Below are 15,274 nucleotides of genomic sequence, written 5' to 3'. Positions count from 1 at the left end.
TACATATTTGGGGAGGTAAAGAACATGAGCAAAATTATCGGAATCGATTTAGGTACAACAAACTCATGTGTCGCTGTCCTTGAAGGCGGCGAACCAAAAGTAATTCCAAATCCGGAAGGCAACCGTACAACACCTTCAGTTGTTGCGTTTAAGAACGGCGAGCGCCAGGTTGGAGAGGTAGCAAAGCGCCAGTCTATTACAAACCCGAACACCATCATATCCATTAAACGCCACATGGGCACGGATCATAAAACTGAAATTGAAGGAAAAGAATACTCGCCTCAAGAGGTTTCTGCTATTATTCTTCAATATTTGAAATCTTATGCAGAAGACTATCTTGGCGAGAATGTTACTAAAGCAGTAATCACAGTTCCGGCATATTTCAACGATGCTGAGCGTCAGGCTACAAAAGATGCAGGCAGAATTGCCGGCCTGGAAGTTGAACGAATCATCAATGAACCTACTGCTGCAGCGTTGGCATATGGTCTTGATAAAATGGATGAAGACCAGACAATTCTTGTTTATGACCTTGGCGGCGGTACTTTTGACGTGTCTATCCTTGAACTTGGCGATGGAGTATTCGAAGTAAAATCCACTGCCGGGGATAACCGTCTTGGCGGGGACGATTTTGACCAAGTAATTATTGACTACCTGGTTGATCAATTCAAAAAAGAGAATGGCATTGATCTTGCCAAAGATAAGATGGCTCTTCAGCGTTTAAAGGATGCCGCTGAAAAAGCGAAAAAAGATCTTTCAGGTGTGACTTCAACGCAAATCTCGCTTCCGTTTATCACGGCTGGGGAAGCAGGACCATTACACCTTGAAGTTACACTTTCAAGAGCTAAATTTGAAGAACTGTCTGCTGACCTTGTAGAACGCACAATGGGACCTACACGCCAGGCGTTAAAGGATGCTGGATTGACTCCTTCAGAACTTGATAAAGTTATCCTTGTCGGCGGTTCAACTCGTATTCCTGCCGTACAGGAAGCAATTAAGAAAGAAACAGGAAAAGAACCGCATAGAGGAGTTAACCCTGATGAAGTTGTTGCAATGGGTGCAGCCATTCAGGGTGGTGTAATAACAGGTGACGTTAAGGATGTTGTCCTGCTGGACGTAACTCCTTTGTCTCTTGGAATAGAAACAATGGGCGGAGTGTTCACTAAGCTGATTGAACGCAATACAACCATCCCAACATCAAAATCCCAAGTGTTCTCAACTGCTGCTGATAACCAGTCAGCTGTTGATATCCATGTGCTTCAAGGGGAACGCCCGATGGCTGCAGATAATAAAACACTGGGCCGCTTCCAGCTAGGCGATATTCCTCCTGCTCCTCGTGGAGTGCCTCAAATCGAAGTATCTTTCGATATCGACAAAAATGGTATCGTAAACGTACGCGCTAAAGACTTGGGCACAAATAAAGAGCAGGCCATTACGATTAAATCATCAACAGGCTTATCTGATGAAGAAATCGAAAAAATGGTAAGAGAAGCTGAAGATAATGCTGAAGCAGATAAGAAGCGTAAAGAAGAAGTTGAACTACGCAATGAAGCGGATCAGCTGGTATTCACTACTGAAAAGACTCTAAAAGATCTTGAAGGCAAAGTGGATGAAGCTGAAGTGAACAAAGCAAATGAAGCTAAAGATGCCCTAAAGGCTGCAATTGAAAAGAATGATTTGGATGAAATCCGTGAGAAGAAAGATGCTTTACAGGAGGTTGTCCAGGCGTTAACCATGAAACTTTATGAGCAGGCTCAAGCTGCACAGGGTGCAGAAGGCGCAGAAGGCGCTGAAAGCAAAAGTGACGACGATAATGTCGTAGATGCTGAGTTCGAAGAAGTTAAAGACGATAAATAATTCATCAATTAAATGATGGTGTGATCTACACGCCAGTCACAGGTGCAAATCAAAAGTCAAAGTCAGGTTTTTCTTGGCTTTGGCTTTTATTTCTGTTTGAAGCAATCCATTAAAAATGCCCCTTGCCCTATGAGTGGAACGGGGTCCTTTCTTTGGGGAAGAGGCAAATGCCAATGAATAATTCTCTGTATTAGAAGTGTGTATTGCGGTTGCGGGATATATTTAGAGAATGATACAATAACCTTTATGTGAAATGAATCGGGGAGTGGTAATCATGAGTAAAAGGGATTACTATGAAGTTCTTGGAATCAGCAAAGGTGCATCCAAGGATGAAATTAAGAAGGCTTATCGAAAGCTTTCAAAAAAATATCATCCTGATATTAATAAAGAGCCTGATGCAGACGAGAAGTTCAAGGAAGTTAAAGAAGCATATGAAGTCCTCAGCGACGACCAGAAAAAGGCCCACTATGATCAATTCGGGCATACGGACCCTAACCAGGGCTTTGGCGGAGGCGGATTTGAAGGGTTCGGCGGATTTGAAGACATCTTCAGCACCTTCTTCGGAGGAGGCTCCCGCCGGCGTGATCCTAATGCCCCAAGACAGGGTGCAGACTTGCAGTACACTATGTCCTTATCTTTTGAGGAAGCAGTATTTGGCAAAGAGACTGATATTGAAATTCCGCGTGAAGAGGTGTGTGAGACATGCAGCGGATCAGGCGCGAAGCCAGGAACTAAGCCGGAAACATGCCGTCACTGTCACGGATCTGGTCAGCTGAATGTAGAACAAAATACGCCATTTGGCAAGATAGTAAATAGAAGGGTTTGTCACTACTGTAACGGTACCGGCAAAGAAATCAAGGAGAAGTGCACTACTTGCCGAGGAACAGGTAAAGTACAAAAACGCAGGAAGATACATGTGAAAATTCCTGCCGGCATTGATGATGGCCAGCAGCTTCGAGTGGCTGGTCAAGGGGAACCAGGTGTAAATGGAGGCCCTCCTGGCGATCTTTATGTCGTATTCCATGTTCGTTCACATGAGTTCTTTGAGCGTGATGGAGATGATGTATATTGTGAGATGCCTATAACGTTTGTGCAGGCTGCCCTTGGCGATGAGATCGAAGTGCCTACATTGCATGGGAAAGTAAAACTAAAAGTTCCTGCCGGCACACAGACAGGAACCAAATTCCGCCTAAAAGGAAAAGGTGTTCCAAATGTAAGAGGATACGGCACAGGGGATCAGCATATAATTGTCCGTATTATTACACCAACAAAGCTGACAGAAAAACAGAAGCAGATTTTAAGCGAATTTGCTGAAGTCAGTGGAACAGTTCCTCAGGGAGAACAGGAAGAAAGCTTTTTTTCTAAAGTAAAACGAGCCTTTAAAGGTGAATAAAGGAATGGGAGTTGGTAGTAGTGAAATGGTCAGAAATCAGTATTCATACTGCAAATGAAGCTGTTGAACCGATTTCGAATATTTTGCATGAAGCCGGAGCAAGCGGAGTTGTAATAGAGGATCCTTTAGAACTTGTAAAAGAAAGAAAGGACCAATTCGGTGAAATCTACCAGCTCAATCCGCAGGATTATCCTGAAGAAGGCGTAATTGTAAAAGCGTATCTGCCAGTAAACAGTTTTCTTGGTGAAACAGTCGATGAAATAAAAGAAGCCATCAATAACCTGATATTATTTAACATTGACATTGGGGCAAATAAAGTCAACATTAGTGAAGTAAATGAAGAAGAATGGGCTACTGCCTGGAAAAAATACTATAATCCTGTAAAAATTTCAGAACGTTTTACAATTGTCCCAACCTGGGAGGATTACACACCTGTCAGCAGTGATGAACTTATCATAGAGCTTGACCCTGGAATGGCCTTTGGAACGGGAACACACCCTACAACGGTGATGTGTATACAAGCACTCGAAAGAACAGTAAAACAGGGTGATAAAGTTGTAGATGTAGGAACAGGATCGGGAGTTTTAAGCATTGCAGCAGCTATGCTTGGTGCTGAGCAAGTGAAAGCACTTGATCTTGATGAAGTAGCAGTTAACTCAGCTAAACTAAATATTAAGCTGAATAAAGTGCAGGATATAGTTGAAGTTTCACAAGGAAACCTGCTCGATGGTGTCAGTCAGGGGGCTGATGTGGTCGTTGCCAACATCCTGGCAGAAGTGATTCTCAGATTTACTGATGATGTTGCATCTGTTGTCAAGGAAGGCGGGTACTTTATCGCTTCAGGCATTATCCAGCAGAAGAAACAGGAAGTAAGAGATGCTATTTCCGCAGCAGGATTTGAAGTTGAAGAAACCATTCAAATGGAAGATTGGGTTGCTATTTTGGCAAGGAGAAAGTAATAATGTGAAAAAGGGGGTAATGCACTTACCCCCCTTTTACAGTTGGAAGAATACTGGACAGGCAAGAAAGAGGGTGCAGGTTGTGCAGCGGTATTTCACAGAGAATGCTATAAAGGAAAATGTCTTTCTAATTAAAGGGGAAGACCGCCATCATATTGTAAAAGTAATGCGCATGAAAGAAGGCGACCAGCTTATCTGTGTCGATCAATCCCAAAATAGTGCACTTTGCTCAATTGCAGAAATTACCGATGAACATGTGGCTGCAGAAGTTGTACAATGGATTGAAGGGTCTTCTGAACTGCCTGCCAATATTACGATTGTGAGCGGACTGCCTAAAGGGGATAAGCTTGAGTGGATCATTCAAAAAGGCACTGAGCTGGGAGCACACCGTTTTATCCCTTTTACTTCAGCCCGTTCAGTAGTAAAATGGGATGCGAAGAAATCTGTGAAAAAAGCAGAGAGATGGCAGAAGATTGCTAAAGAAGCTGCTGAACAGTCACACAGGACCATGGTGCCTGAAGTGTTTGCACCTCTTGATTTGAAGTCATTGCTGAATTTATCTGGAGATTATTCATATAAATTGATTGCCTTTGAGGAAGAAGCGAAGCAGGGAGAGGACTCTGTGCTCTATAAAACCCTTACTTCTATGAATAAAGGACAATCGCTTATGGTTGTATTCGGACCTGAAGGCGGGCTTTCTGACAATGAAGTTTCATTGCTGCAGGAAGCAGGCTTTCTTTCCTGCGGATTGGGGCCGCGTATTTTAAGAACAGAGACAGCACCTCTCTATTTGCTGTCAGCTGTTTCCTATCATTTTGAATTAATGGGGTGAAATTAGATGCCTGCAGTTGCATTTCATACACTTGGCTGCAAAGTCAATCATTACGAAACAGAAGCCATTTGGCAGCTGTTCAAAGAAGCTGGCTATGAACGGACAGACTTTGAATCCGTTTCAGATGTATATGTGATTAACACATGTACGGTTACAAATACTGGTGATAAGAAAAGCCGCCAGGTAATCAGAAGGGCAATCAGGAAAAATCCTGATGCGGTTATCTGTGTAACGGGCTGTTATGCACAAACCTCACCTGCCGAAATTATGGCGATTCCTGGTGTGGATATTGTTGTTGGCACCCAAGATCGAGTAAAGATGCTTGAATATATCGAGCAGTATAAACAAGAACGGCAGCCGATTAATGGTGTTGGAAACATCATGAAGAACCGTGTCTACGAAGAGCTTGATGTTCCGGCATTTACCGATCGGACACGTGCTTCCCTTAAAATTCAGGAAGGCTGCAATAACTTCTGCACTTTCTGCATTATCCCCTGGGCGCGCGGTTTAATGAGATCCAGGGACCCAAAAGAAGTAATCCGCCAGGCGCAGCAGCTGGTTGATGCCGGCTATAAAGAAATCGTTCTGACTGGAATCCATACAGGCGGTTATGGCGAAGACATGAAAGATTATAATCTGGCTATGCTTCTTAGGGATCTGGAAGCTCAGGTCAAAGGTCTTAAACGTTTAAGAATTTCTTCAATTGAAGCCAGTCAGATTACCGATGAAGTTATTGAAGTTATGGATCAGTCCAAGGTAGTTGTAAGGCACTTGCACATTCCTCTTCAGTCTGGCTCAAATACTGTCCTTAAGAGAATGCGCCGCAAATATACCATGGAGTTCTTTGCTGAGCGTCTTGAGCGCTTGAAGGAAGCTCTCCCGGGTTTGGCTGTTACCTCAGATGTTATCGTTGGCTTCCCGGGAGAAACAGAAGAAGAATTTATGGAAACCTACAACTTTATTAAAGAACATAAATTTTCCGAGCTTCATGTATTTCCTTATTCAAAGCGTACAGGAACACCTGCAGCGAGAATGGACGACCAGATTGATGAAGAAGTTAAAAATGAGCGTGTCCATCGCCTGATAGCATTATCAGATCAGCTTGCAAAAGAATACGCATCTCAGTATGAAGACGAAGTTCTTGAAGTGATTCCAGAGGAAAGCTTTAAGGAAAGCAGTGACAGCAGTTTATTTGTCGGCTACACTGACAATTACTTGAAAGTCGTCTTCCCGGCGGCAGAAGCAATGGTCGGCCAGATTGTGAAAGTAAAAATTACAAAAGCTGGATATCCATACAATGAAGGTCAATTTGTAAGAGTTCTTGATGAATTGAGCGAAACAAAAGAGGCGGCAGTTTAAAGGAATTACCTTATGGTAGTTCCTTTTTTTATACAGTTGTTATTGTGAATTGGAGGTTAATTGCTTTTTAATAACTTAGTTTATTTACTGAGTGATCTTCGCTGTGGGCACTTGATTCTCGAAAATGCTGACGCATTTCCTTCGTGCGGTGTTCATTCCAGGAAGCTTAATCAATGTCCTGCAGACCCCGCAGGCGAAGCCGAGGAGGCTTCTTTGTTCCTTCCTGCGGAAAGCAAGAGCCCCTTGCTGAAATCAACAGGCTGGATTCATAAGCAAAACAACAATCTATGCGAAAAAAGCCTTTGATAAATTTATTAATATCTTTTGGGAAAAACTACTTTCGAAAACGATTACAAAAAGCATAAATAGTGCTCGATATTTTATTATCTAAGTGATATTATGTAAGAGGTACGTACAACTGTTTTTTAAAAGGAGTAGTTAAAATGACAAATAACGTAGCAAAAATGATCGATCATACATTACTTAAAGCCGATGCAACAAAAGATCAAATTGAAAAAATCTGTGCCGAGGCTAAAGAATACAATTTCGCGTCAGTTTGTGTAAACCCGACATGGGTCAAACTTTCAAGCGACTTGCTTAACGGGACTGAAGTGAAAGTCTGCACGGTAATCGGCTTCCCTCTGGGAGCTTCCACACCAGAAACAAAAGCATTTGAAACAAATAATGCTATCGAAAACGGTGCAACAGAAGTAGATATGGTAATTAACATTGGCGCTTTAAAAGGCGGAGACAATGAGCTAGTGGAAAGAGATATCCGTGCGGTTGTGGATGCTGCCAAAGGAAAAGCATTAACAAAGGTTATTATCGAAACTTGCCTTCTTACTGAAGAAGAAAAAGTTCGGGCATGTGAACTTTCTGTAAAAGCAGGTGCTGACTTTGTTAAAACATCTACAGGATTTTCAACAGGCGGAGCAACTGCAGAAGACATCGCCCTCATGAGAAAAACTGTCGGCCCGGAAATCGGTGTTAAAGCTTCAGGCGGTGTAAGAAGCGCTGAAGATGCACAGAAAATGATTGATGCAGGTGCAACGAGAATTGGGGCAAGCTCTGGCGCTGCTATTGTCCACGGTTTAACAAGCGATTCGGATTACTAAGAAAAGCTGAAGGCGCCCGTTTATCGGCTTATGACCTCGGGCCGGCGGTGCCTGGAGCTAAACAGTTATCGGAATTCAAAGTAATATACTTGTTGTAAAATGCCGGGATTTCCCGGCATTTTTTTATTGTTTCTATCGGTCATGAAGCCTGATGACAAACCTTCCAAACTGATTTGCAACTGGAAGAACAACCAGTGAAGATATTACATTAAACAAAACACTGATGTGTGCAAGCTGCACATCCGGGGAACCGGATGCACTTTGTCCAAGAACAGCAAGAGCGTGAATAAAAGGATAAAAGGCTGCGACACCTAGGCAGTTCAGCCAGATATGGGCAAATGCAGTCAGCCTTGCTTCTTTTCCGGAACCGATCGATGCTAAATAAGCGTCTACGCATGTTCCGATATTAGACCCAAGCATTATGGCAATCCCGGTATCTAAATCCATTGCTCCTGCAGTTAAAAACCCCATGATAATGCCAGTTGTTGCGGTGCTTGATTGGATAATCGCAGTAAGGACAATTCCAGCCGCTACTGCGAACATATAATTCCCATCCAAGGTAAGAAGCCAGTGATTGACCATATTATTATCTTTAACTGAACCGGCCAGATATTCAAACCCGCGCATTGCCGCAAAAACCGCTGATAAACCCAGCAATGCCAGACCTGTGCTTCGCATGCTGTTTTTCTTCAATACAGCCAGGATGCTTCCGGCAGCAGCAAGCGGAATAATATAAGATTCTATATTAAAAGTGATTAATTCTGTCGTAAATGTTGTCCCGATGTTGGTTCCTAAAATGATGCCGATTGTCTGGGGGAAAGTAAGCATGCGTGCAGATACCATTCCAATTGTAATAATCATTACCGCTGAGCTGCTCTGCAGGACAGCGGTGACGATTGTGCCAATAACCAGGCCTTTCCAGGGTGAATTTGTCATCACTGCCAGCCATTTTTTTAATGAATCGGCAGATAAATTAAATAGACCTGACCTTAAAAGTGTCATACCATAAATAAATAACCCGATTAGCAGAAAAAATAATAACAGCTGGACCAAGTATTCACCCCCTACAATTAATACTATGGGACAGAATGCTGGGACATGCTTAAGTGTCAAATATTGTTTAATATGTCATGAAAGGGGTATTAAACAATCACAATCAAATAAAAACTAATCTCATAGCAGGCTAATTACTGTTGACCTTGATAAGCTGTTATATTATAATTGCAAGGTACATGGAATAAACCATGTTGTTGATGTAAGTGTGTTGTGCTCGGAGGGAGGGAAAGAGAATGTCTAAAACCGTCGTTCGTAAAAACGAATCGCTTGAAGATGCTCTTCGTCGCTTCAAACGTTCAGTATCAAAAACTGGTACTTTGCAGGAAGCAAGAAAGCGCGAATTCTACGAAAAACCTAGTATTAAACGTAAGAAAAAGTCTGAGGCTGCTAGAAAGCGTAAGTGGTAAGAGAGGGTGTATGTAATGAGTCTTCTCGAGCGTTTAAATGAAGATATGAAACAAGCGATGAGGAATAAAGAAAAAGAAAAGCTTACTGTCATTCGTATGATTAAAGCTTCGCTTCAAAACGAGGCAATCAAGCTTGGTGAAGATCTTAACGAAGAACAGGAGCTGACTGTCCTTTCTCGCGAAGTTAAACAACGCAAGGATTCCCTCCATGAATTTGAAAAAGCAGGTCGTGAAGATCTTGTTGAAAAAATTCGTACTGAACTTCAGTATGTCGAATTATATATGCCAAAACAGCTCTCTGAAGATGAAGTTTCAAAAATTGTTGCAGAAACGGTTGCTGAAACTGGTGCTTCATCAAAAGCTGATATGGGAAAAGTGATGGCTGCTATTATGCCTAAGGTAAAAGGCAAAGCAGATGGTTCACTTGTAAATAAACTTGTACAACAACACCTTTCATAAAACTATGCATTAAAAGACCGAAAGCCATTGGCTGACGGTCTTTTTTATTTTGCGGTCTCTTAATTTATGCATACCCTTAAGGCTATAAAGACTTAATTACTGCTGGAATGATTTACGTTCATTTCTAGGTTATACTAATAATACAGCCGCTTTGTAAATACTAATCATAGGGAAAAATAAAAAATGAAACTTTTTAATGATTGAATCGTACATACATGTAGAATCAATTTTACGGTTAAAGGGGGGAAAAATTTGATTGCCAGAAGAGCAATAACCGCCTTTTCATTGTTCTTTGCTCTGCTGCTTTTAGGAAGCCCTTTTCAAGGAAAAGCTGATAATGAAAAAGTACTGATTGTTCCTATTGAAGAAACTGTGGAAAAAGGGCTTTATGCATTTTTAAACAGAGCGGTCCAAACAGCTGAAGAAGAAAACGCCTCAGCCATTATATTTGAAATAAATACACCCGGAGGCGCAGTGGATGCAGCCGGGCAAATCGGAAGGCTGTTAACCTCGACAAATGTAAAAACAATATCTTTTGTCAATAAGCAGGCCTTATCTGCAGGTGCCTATATAGCCTTGAATACGGATGAAATATACATGGTCCCGGGTTCAATAATGGGTTCAGCTGCAATTATTGACCAGCAGGGGAATACGGCTGGGAAAAAAGCGGAATCATACTGGTTTGCGGCTATGCAGAGTGCTGCCTCACAAACGGACAGAGATCCTGTTTATGCCCTTGCTATGGCAGATGAGTCGGTGGATATGCCAGATTTGGGGGCGCCGAAAGGAAAGCTTCTTACCCTTACAGCTGAACAGGCTAAAGAGGTAGGGTATTCGGAAGGCACAGTAGATTCAAGGGCGAAATTACTGAAAGTGCTCGGGTTTGAGGGAGCTGAAATACAGACAATTGATGAAAGTTTTGCAGAAAAGGTGGCCCGTTTTATTACCCATCCAGTCGTTATACCAATTCTATTATCCATCGGAAGCCTCGGACTTGTTCTGGAGCTGTATTCACCGGGCTTCGGCATCCCTGGGTTCATGGGATTGTCGGCACTGCTCCTTTTCTTTTATGGCCATATGGTGGCCGGTCTGGCAGGATATGAAACTTTAATTCTGTTTGTAATTGGCATAGGTTTAATAATAGCTGAGTTTTTCCTTCCTGGTGGAATTGCAGGAATAGCTGGAATAGCAGCAGTATTGGGCAGCCTGTTCCTGGCAGCGGACAATCCAGCCCATATGGGAATGTCTATCTTAATTGCTATGGGAGTTTCAATATTGGCATCTATATTAATGATAAAGGTGTTTGGTAAAAAGATGAAATTCTTTAAAAAAATAATATTAACCGATAGCACAAATACAGAAAAAGGCTATATCTCAAATAAGAGCAGAATTGAACTGATTGGCCTTGAGGGGTATGCACTTACAGCACTAAGGCCATCTGGTACAGGTGTCATCGGGGATGAACGGATTGACGTTGTCAGTGAGGGAGGCTTTATCCTTAAAGGGGCAAAAATAAAAGTTGTTAAAGCAGAAGGCTCACGTATTGTTGTAAGGGAAGTATCTAATCTTGATTTAGATAAATAAAATCATCAGGAGGTAGGAATATGTTAGAAGCAGGGACAGTATTTGTTCTGGTTGCCGTGGTACTTGGTGTCATTTTACTTGGGATATTATTCACCTTTGTACCGGTAATGCTGTGGATTTCAGCATTGGCAGCAGGTGTCAGAGTCAGTATCTTTACATTAATTGGAATGAGGCTACGCCGGGTTATCCCCAGCCGTGTTATTAACCCGTTAATTAAGGCCCACAAAGCAGGGCTTAATGTATCAACAAACCAGCTGGAAAGCCATTATTTAGCCGGTGGTAATGTTGACAGGGTTGTGAATGCATTGATTGCAGCCCATCGTGCAAATATCGATTTAAGTTTTGAGAGAAGTGCCGCAATTGATTTGGCAGGCCGGGATGTTTTGGAAGCAGTGCAGATGAGCGTTAACCCTAAAGTAATTGAAACACCTTTTATTGCAGGGGTGGCGATGGATGGCATTGAGGTAAAAGCTAAGGCCAGAATTACTGTAAGAGCCAATATTGACCGTCTTGTTGGGGGAGCCGGAGAGGAGACGATCGTAGCGCGTGTCGGGGAAGGGATCGTATCTACAATCGGTTCATCTGATAATCATAAAAAGGTTTTGGAAAATCCAGATATGATTTCTCAGACGGTTCTCTCAAAAGGTCTGGACGCAGGCACTGCTTTTGAAATCCTTTCGATTGATATTGCAGATGTGGATATCGGCAAAAACATTGGTGCGGAACTTCAGACTGAACAGGCTGAAGCAGATAAGAAGATTGCCCAGGCTAAAGCGGAAGAAAGACGTGCAATGGCAGTAGCACAAGAACAGGAAATGAAAGCCCGCGTTGAAGAAATGCGAGCGAAGGTTGTGGAAGCAGAGGCTCAGGTGCCGCTTGCCATGTCAGAAGCACTCCGTTCTGGAAATATTGGTGTAATGGATTATATGAATATCCAAAACATCTCAGCTGATACCGAAATGAGGGACTCAATCGGCAATATGAGTGATGACGGCAAAAATGGCCGCAAAAATGACTAAATGATCCCATATTGGGAGAAGGGAGGAAACTCTCTTGGAATTCTTATTGGAGAATCCTTTTATTCTCATTGCCTTAATAGCTTTCATTTCCTCCTTCTTCAAAAAAAAGAAGAAGGAAAAGCCTGTTAAACAGACTCCCCGTTCACTACAGCAGGAGCAGCAGGCAGAAAGAACTTCGGCAGATTCAGCTTTGCCCGTAACGCTAAAAGAAGAATACAGGCAGCAGGCAGAGAAAGCCAGAAGAATAGAAGAAGAATACAGGCAGCGTAAACAGCAGGCTGAAGAAAGCATGAAGGCTCTTCAGAATCAGCGGAGAGCTGTCGAAAGAAAAGCAAGTACATTAGCGAAAACAGCTTCCAATACAAACGCAGAGCAGCCAAAGGAACCATCAGGAGCAGGAAGTTTTGAGCTTAGGAAACAGTCGCTTGTTGACGGAATTATCTTGTCTGAAATTCTTGGGCCTCCAAGATCAAAAAATCCTCACCGATCCCTGAACAGGAGACAATAAGAAAAGCGGAAGCGCCTTGCCCACGAAGAAACGCAGACTAAGATCGCCACGTCCTGTGGCAACGTCTGCATGGCGCGCATCCCAAAAGCTGCCGCTTTCGGTCGTGCGATGAATTTGCTGTCGAAGCGTTCCTTGTGGAGCGGACAGTTATCTAACTTCAGAATTGATACATTCTATTCTTATCAAAAATAAGTGCTAGAACCTCCGTTCATTTCATAAATATGAGATGAAAGGGGGTTCTTTTTTTATGGCAAAAAAGTGGGGACAATTCGTCCGCGGCTGGATGACTAAAAATATGGAGCTTCCTCAAGATGTCATGATGGATCTGCCCCGCATCACAATGATTGGACAAATCCATATCTATATAGAGAACCACAGGGGATTATTGGCTTTTTCAGATAAGGAATTAAGACTGCTTTTGAAGCAGGGGCAGCTTTTAATTAGAGGGAAGGCCTTCGTCATAAAAACGATACTGCCAGAAGAAATACTGCTGGAGGGGAAAATTGACTCAGTAACTTATATTTCAGACACTGATTAAGAATTCAGGGGGAAGGAAATGAAGAACCAGTGGATCGAATTTTACAGGGGCCTTGTAACAGTTAAAGCAAGCGGGAAGGGAATAGAAAGGTTTATTAATGCGCTTACCCGCAGCGAAATCAATATCTGGAATGTGAAAAACCATGGAACGCAATCAGTCACCTTCAAAATGAAATTGGAAGATGTAAAAAAAATAAGGAGCCACGCCAGGAACAGCGATTGCAGAATCGAGTTCCTGCAGCGGGCAGGAGCTCCATTCCTTATGAAAAGGCTGCTGAAAAACAGCGGATTTGCTGCTGGTGCCCTCGCATTTTTTGCAGTCATTCTCCTTTTATCCAATATGGTTTGGGGAATAGAGATTAAGGGTGCAAATCCTGCAACTGAATATCAGATTATCAAAGAATTGGACAAGATGGGGGTAAAAAAAGGAAAGCTGCAGTTCTTTGTCGATAACGTGGAGTCTATTCAGCGTAAACTTTCAAACAATATTGAAGCAATTACTTGGGTAGGTGTGGAGTTAAAAGGGACAACCTACCATTTGCAGGTCGTAGAGAAAAATGAGCCTAAGAAGCCTGAGTATTTAAGTCCGCGCCATTTGGTAGCAAAGAAGAAAGCAGTCATTGTAGATATGTTTGTTGAAGAAGGGCGTCCAGTCGTTGATATACACGATCATGTTCAGCCAGGGCAGCTTTTGGTCTCAGGGATAATCGGGAAAGAGGGCCAAACAGAGACTGTTCCTTCGAAGGGGGAGATTTTCGGGGAAACATGGTATAAATCTGAAGTCATTCTTCCGCTTAAGAGCACTTTTAAAGTATTCAGCGGCAATGAAAAAGTCAAGCATGCACTTACGATTGGAAATCTTGAGATCCCAATATGGGGGTTTGGGAGCCTGGAGTTTGAAGAGTATGAACTAGAGGAGAAGGAACAAAGAGTAAAATTCCTGAAATGGGAGCTTCCTATTTCATATGTGAATAAAACGTTCCGTGAAAGGGAGCAAGTCACAAGGATCTATTCCAATAAAGAGGGATTTGAAGCTGCAAAAGACTTGGCAAGAAAAAAAATAAAAAGCAGCTTAGATGAAAATGCTAAAGTTATGGGAGAAAAAGTTTTGCACCAATCAATTGACAATGGTAAAGTAACTATAGCAATACATTTCCAAATTATTGAGAATATTGCAGAAGGACAACCAATTATTCAAGGAGATTCGGAATGACAGAAGACTTGAAAACAATGAACCTGCAGCTAGAAGACCCAAACGAAGCAATTGCCCTATTGGGGAATTCGGATGCAAACCTAAAAGTTATTGAGCAAGAATTGAATGTTTCCATTGTAACCAGGGGAGAATCTGTTTATGTGTCTGGAGAAATGGACAAGGTAGAACTCGTTGGAAAGGTTCTGGATAAACTGCTTTATGTAATCCGGAAAGGAATAAATATAAGCCAGAGAGACGTTATGTATGCTCTTCAAATGGCTCATAAGGGTACACTTGAGTATTTCAGTGATTTATATGAAGAAGAAATCACAAAAAATGCAAAAGGTAAATCCATTCGTGTTAAGACATTAGGCCAGCGTCAATACATTCATGCAATCCGCGGGAATGATCTGGTTTTTGGCATAGGTCCAGCAGGAACGGGCAAAACATATTTGGCTGTTGTTATGGCTGTTAATGCATTGAAAAATGGGAATGTGAAAAGGATTATCCTTACCCGTCCTGCAGTCGAAGCAGGCGAGAGCCTTGGTTTTCTGCCGGGGGATCTGAAGGAAAAAGTCGATCCTTACTTAAGGCCATTGTATGATGCTTTGCATGATATATTGGGTGCAGAGCATACACAAAGAATGATTGAAAGAGGCACAATTGAAATTGCACCGCTTGCGTACATGCGCGGAAGAACTTTAGATGATGCCTTTGTCATTCTGGATGAAGCGCAAAATACAACTCAAGCCCAAATGAAGATGTTTCTAACCCGGCTTGGCTTCGGCTCAAAAATGATTATTACTGGAGACAGAACACAAGTTGATCTTCCTAAAGGAGTAAAATCGGGCCTGATAGTGGCTGAAGATATACTAAAGGGTGTAAGCGGGCTATCCTTCGTTCATTTGGAACAAAGTGATGTTGTGCGGCACCCGCTTGTGGCCAGGATTATCCAGGCATACGAAAAAGAAGATAACTAATGACCCGTTAAACCGCCTGC

At 42.4% G+C, this 15,274-nt stretch carries 15 protein-coding genes; 14 read left to right on the top strand and 1 reads right to left on the bottom strand.

Features of this window, described 5'->3' with window-relative positions; genetic code table 11:
• The first annotated feature begins 24 nt into the window (after positions 1 to 24).
• The 6 genes from dnaK to deoC all read left to right on the top strand — a co-directional run bounded on the left by dnaK (position 25) and on the right by deoC (position 7,512).
• Positions 25 to 1,854, top strand: a complete 1,830-nt coding sequence (dnaK, locus tag ACR42H_RS20775; RefSeq protein WP_436373024.1) for a molecular chaperone DnaK — start codon at positions 25 to 27, stop codon at positions 1,852 to 1,854.
• Positions 1,855 to 2,128: 274 nt separating this feature from the next.
• On the top strand, positions 2,129 to 3,247 hold the full coding sequence (dnaJ, locus tag ACR42H_RS20770; RefSeq protein WP_113882787.1) for a molecular chaperone DnaJ: 1,119 nt from the start codon (positions 2,129 to 2,131) through the stop codon (positions 3,245 to 3,247).
• Between the two features lie 20 nt (positions 3,248 to 3,267).
• Positions 3,268 to 4,206: a 50S ribosomal protein L11 methyltransferase gene (gene prmA / locus ACR42H_RS20765; protein ID WP_436373020.1), complete on the top strand. Its 939-nt coding sequence runs from the start codon at positions 3,268 to 3,270 to the stop codon at positions 4,204 to 4,206.
• Between the two features lie 82 nt (positions 4,207 to 4,288).
• Complete coding sequence (locus tag ACR42H_RS20760; protein ID WP_436373017.1) at positions 4,289 to 5,038, top strand: 16S rRNA (uracil(1498)-N(3))-methyltransferase; 750 nt, start codon at positions 4,289 to 4,291, stop codon at positions 5,036 to 5,038.
• 6 nt (positions 5,039 to 5,044) lie between these two features.
• Positions 5,045 to 6,397 carry a tRNA (N(6)-L-threonylcarbamoyladenosine(37)-C(2))-methylthiotransferase MtaB gene (gene mtaB / locus ACR42H_RS20755; protein ID WP_436373014.1) on the top strand — a complete coding sequence of 451 codons (1,353 nt, stop codon included), beginning with the start codon at positions 5,045 to 5,047 and terminating at the stop codon, positions 6,395 to 6,397.
• A gap of 443 nt (positions 6,398 to 6,840) precedes the next feature.
• Positions 6,841 to 7,512 carry a deoxyribose-phosphate aldolase gene (gene deoC, locus ACR42H_RS20750; protein WP_436373012.1) on the top strand — a complete coding sequence of 224 codons (672 nt, stop codon included), beginning with the start codon at positions 6,841 to 6,843 and terminating at the stop codon, positions 7,510 to 7,512.
• Positions 7,513 to 7,644: 132 nt separating this feature from the next.
• Here the strand turns inward: deoC and ACR42H_RS20745 are convergent, their stop codons facing one another.
• Entirely contained in the window at positions 7,645 to 8,565 is a 921-nt protein-coding gene (locus tag ACR42H_RS20745; RefSeq protein ID WP_436373009.1) for a Na/Pi symporter, read from the bottom strand.
• 236 nt (positions 8,566 to 8,801) lie between these two features.
• Between ACR42H_RS20745 and rpsU the strand changes: the two genes are divergently transcribed.
• From rpsU to ACR42H_RS20705, 8 genes are all read left to right on the top strand, one after another.
• Positions 8,802 to 8,975 carry a 30S ribosomal protein S21 gene (gene rpsU / locus ACR42H_RS20740; protein WP_009333009.1) on the top strand — a complete coding sequence of 58 codons (174 nt, stop codon included), beginning with the start codon at positions 8,802 to 8,804 and terminating at the stop codon, positions 8,973 to 8,975.
• Between the two features lie 15 nt (positions 8,976 to 8,990).
• Complete coding sequence (locus ACR42H_RS20735; protein WP_113882792.1) at positions 8,991 to 9,434, top strand: GatB/YqeY domain-containing protein; 444 nt, start codon at positions 8,991 to 8,993, stop codon at positions 9,432 to 9,434.
• Positions 9,435 to 9,686: 252 nt separating this feature from the next.
• Complete coding sequence (locus ACR42H_RS20730) at positions 9,687 to 11,018, top strand: NfeD family protein (RefSeq protein WP_436373006.1); 1,332 nt, start codon at positions 9,687 to 9,689, stop codon at positions 11,016 to 11,018.
• Between the two features lie 20 nt (positions 11,019 to 11,038).
• Complete coding sequence (floA, locus tag ACR42H_RS20725) at positions 11,039 to 12,037, top strand: flotillin-like protein FloA (RefSeq protein ID WP_009333006.1); 999 nt, start codon at positions 11,039 to 11,041, stop codon at positions 12,035 to 12,037.
• Between the two features lie 34 nt (positions 12,038 to 12,071).
• Entirely contained in the window at positions 12,072 to 12,545 is a 474-nt protein-coding gene (locus tag ACR42H_RS20720) for a hypothetical protein (protein ID WP_113882794.1), read from the top strand.
• A gap of 247 nt (positions 12,546 to 12,792) precedes the next feature.
• Positions 12,793 to 13,083: a sporulation protein YqfC gene (gene yqfC / locus ACR42H_RS20715; protein ID WP_009333004.1), complete on the top strand. Its 291-nt coding sequence runs from the start codon at positions 12,793 to 12,795 to the stop codon at positions 13,081 to 13,083.
• Positions 13,084 to 13,101: 18 nt separating this feature from the next.
• Complete coding sequence (gene yqfD, locus ACR42H_RS20710; RefSeq protein WP_113882795.1) at positions 13,102 to 14,295, top strand: sporulation protein YqfD; 1,194 nt, start codon at positions 13,102 to 13,104, stop codon at positions 14,293 to 14,295.
• Positions 14,292 to 15,254 (top strand): PhoH family protein, encoded by a 963-nt coding sequence (locus ACR42H_RS20705; RefSeq protein ID WP_009333002.1) that lies wholly within the window; start codon positions 14,292 to 14,294, stop codon positions 15,252 to 15,254. Before yqfD ends, ACR42H_RS20705 begins: the two co-directional genes overlap by 4 nt.
• The last annotated feature ends 20 nt before the right edge of the window (positions 15,255 to 15,274 follow it).

Source organism: Cytobacillus sp. BC1816, from assembly GCF_051353635.1.
Lineage (GTDB): Bacteria > Bacillota > Bacilli > Bacillales > Cytobacillaceae > Cytobacillus > Cytobacillus oceanisediminis_C.
This window is presented reverse-complemented; position numbering and strand designations above follow the sequence as displayed.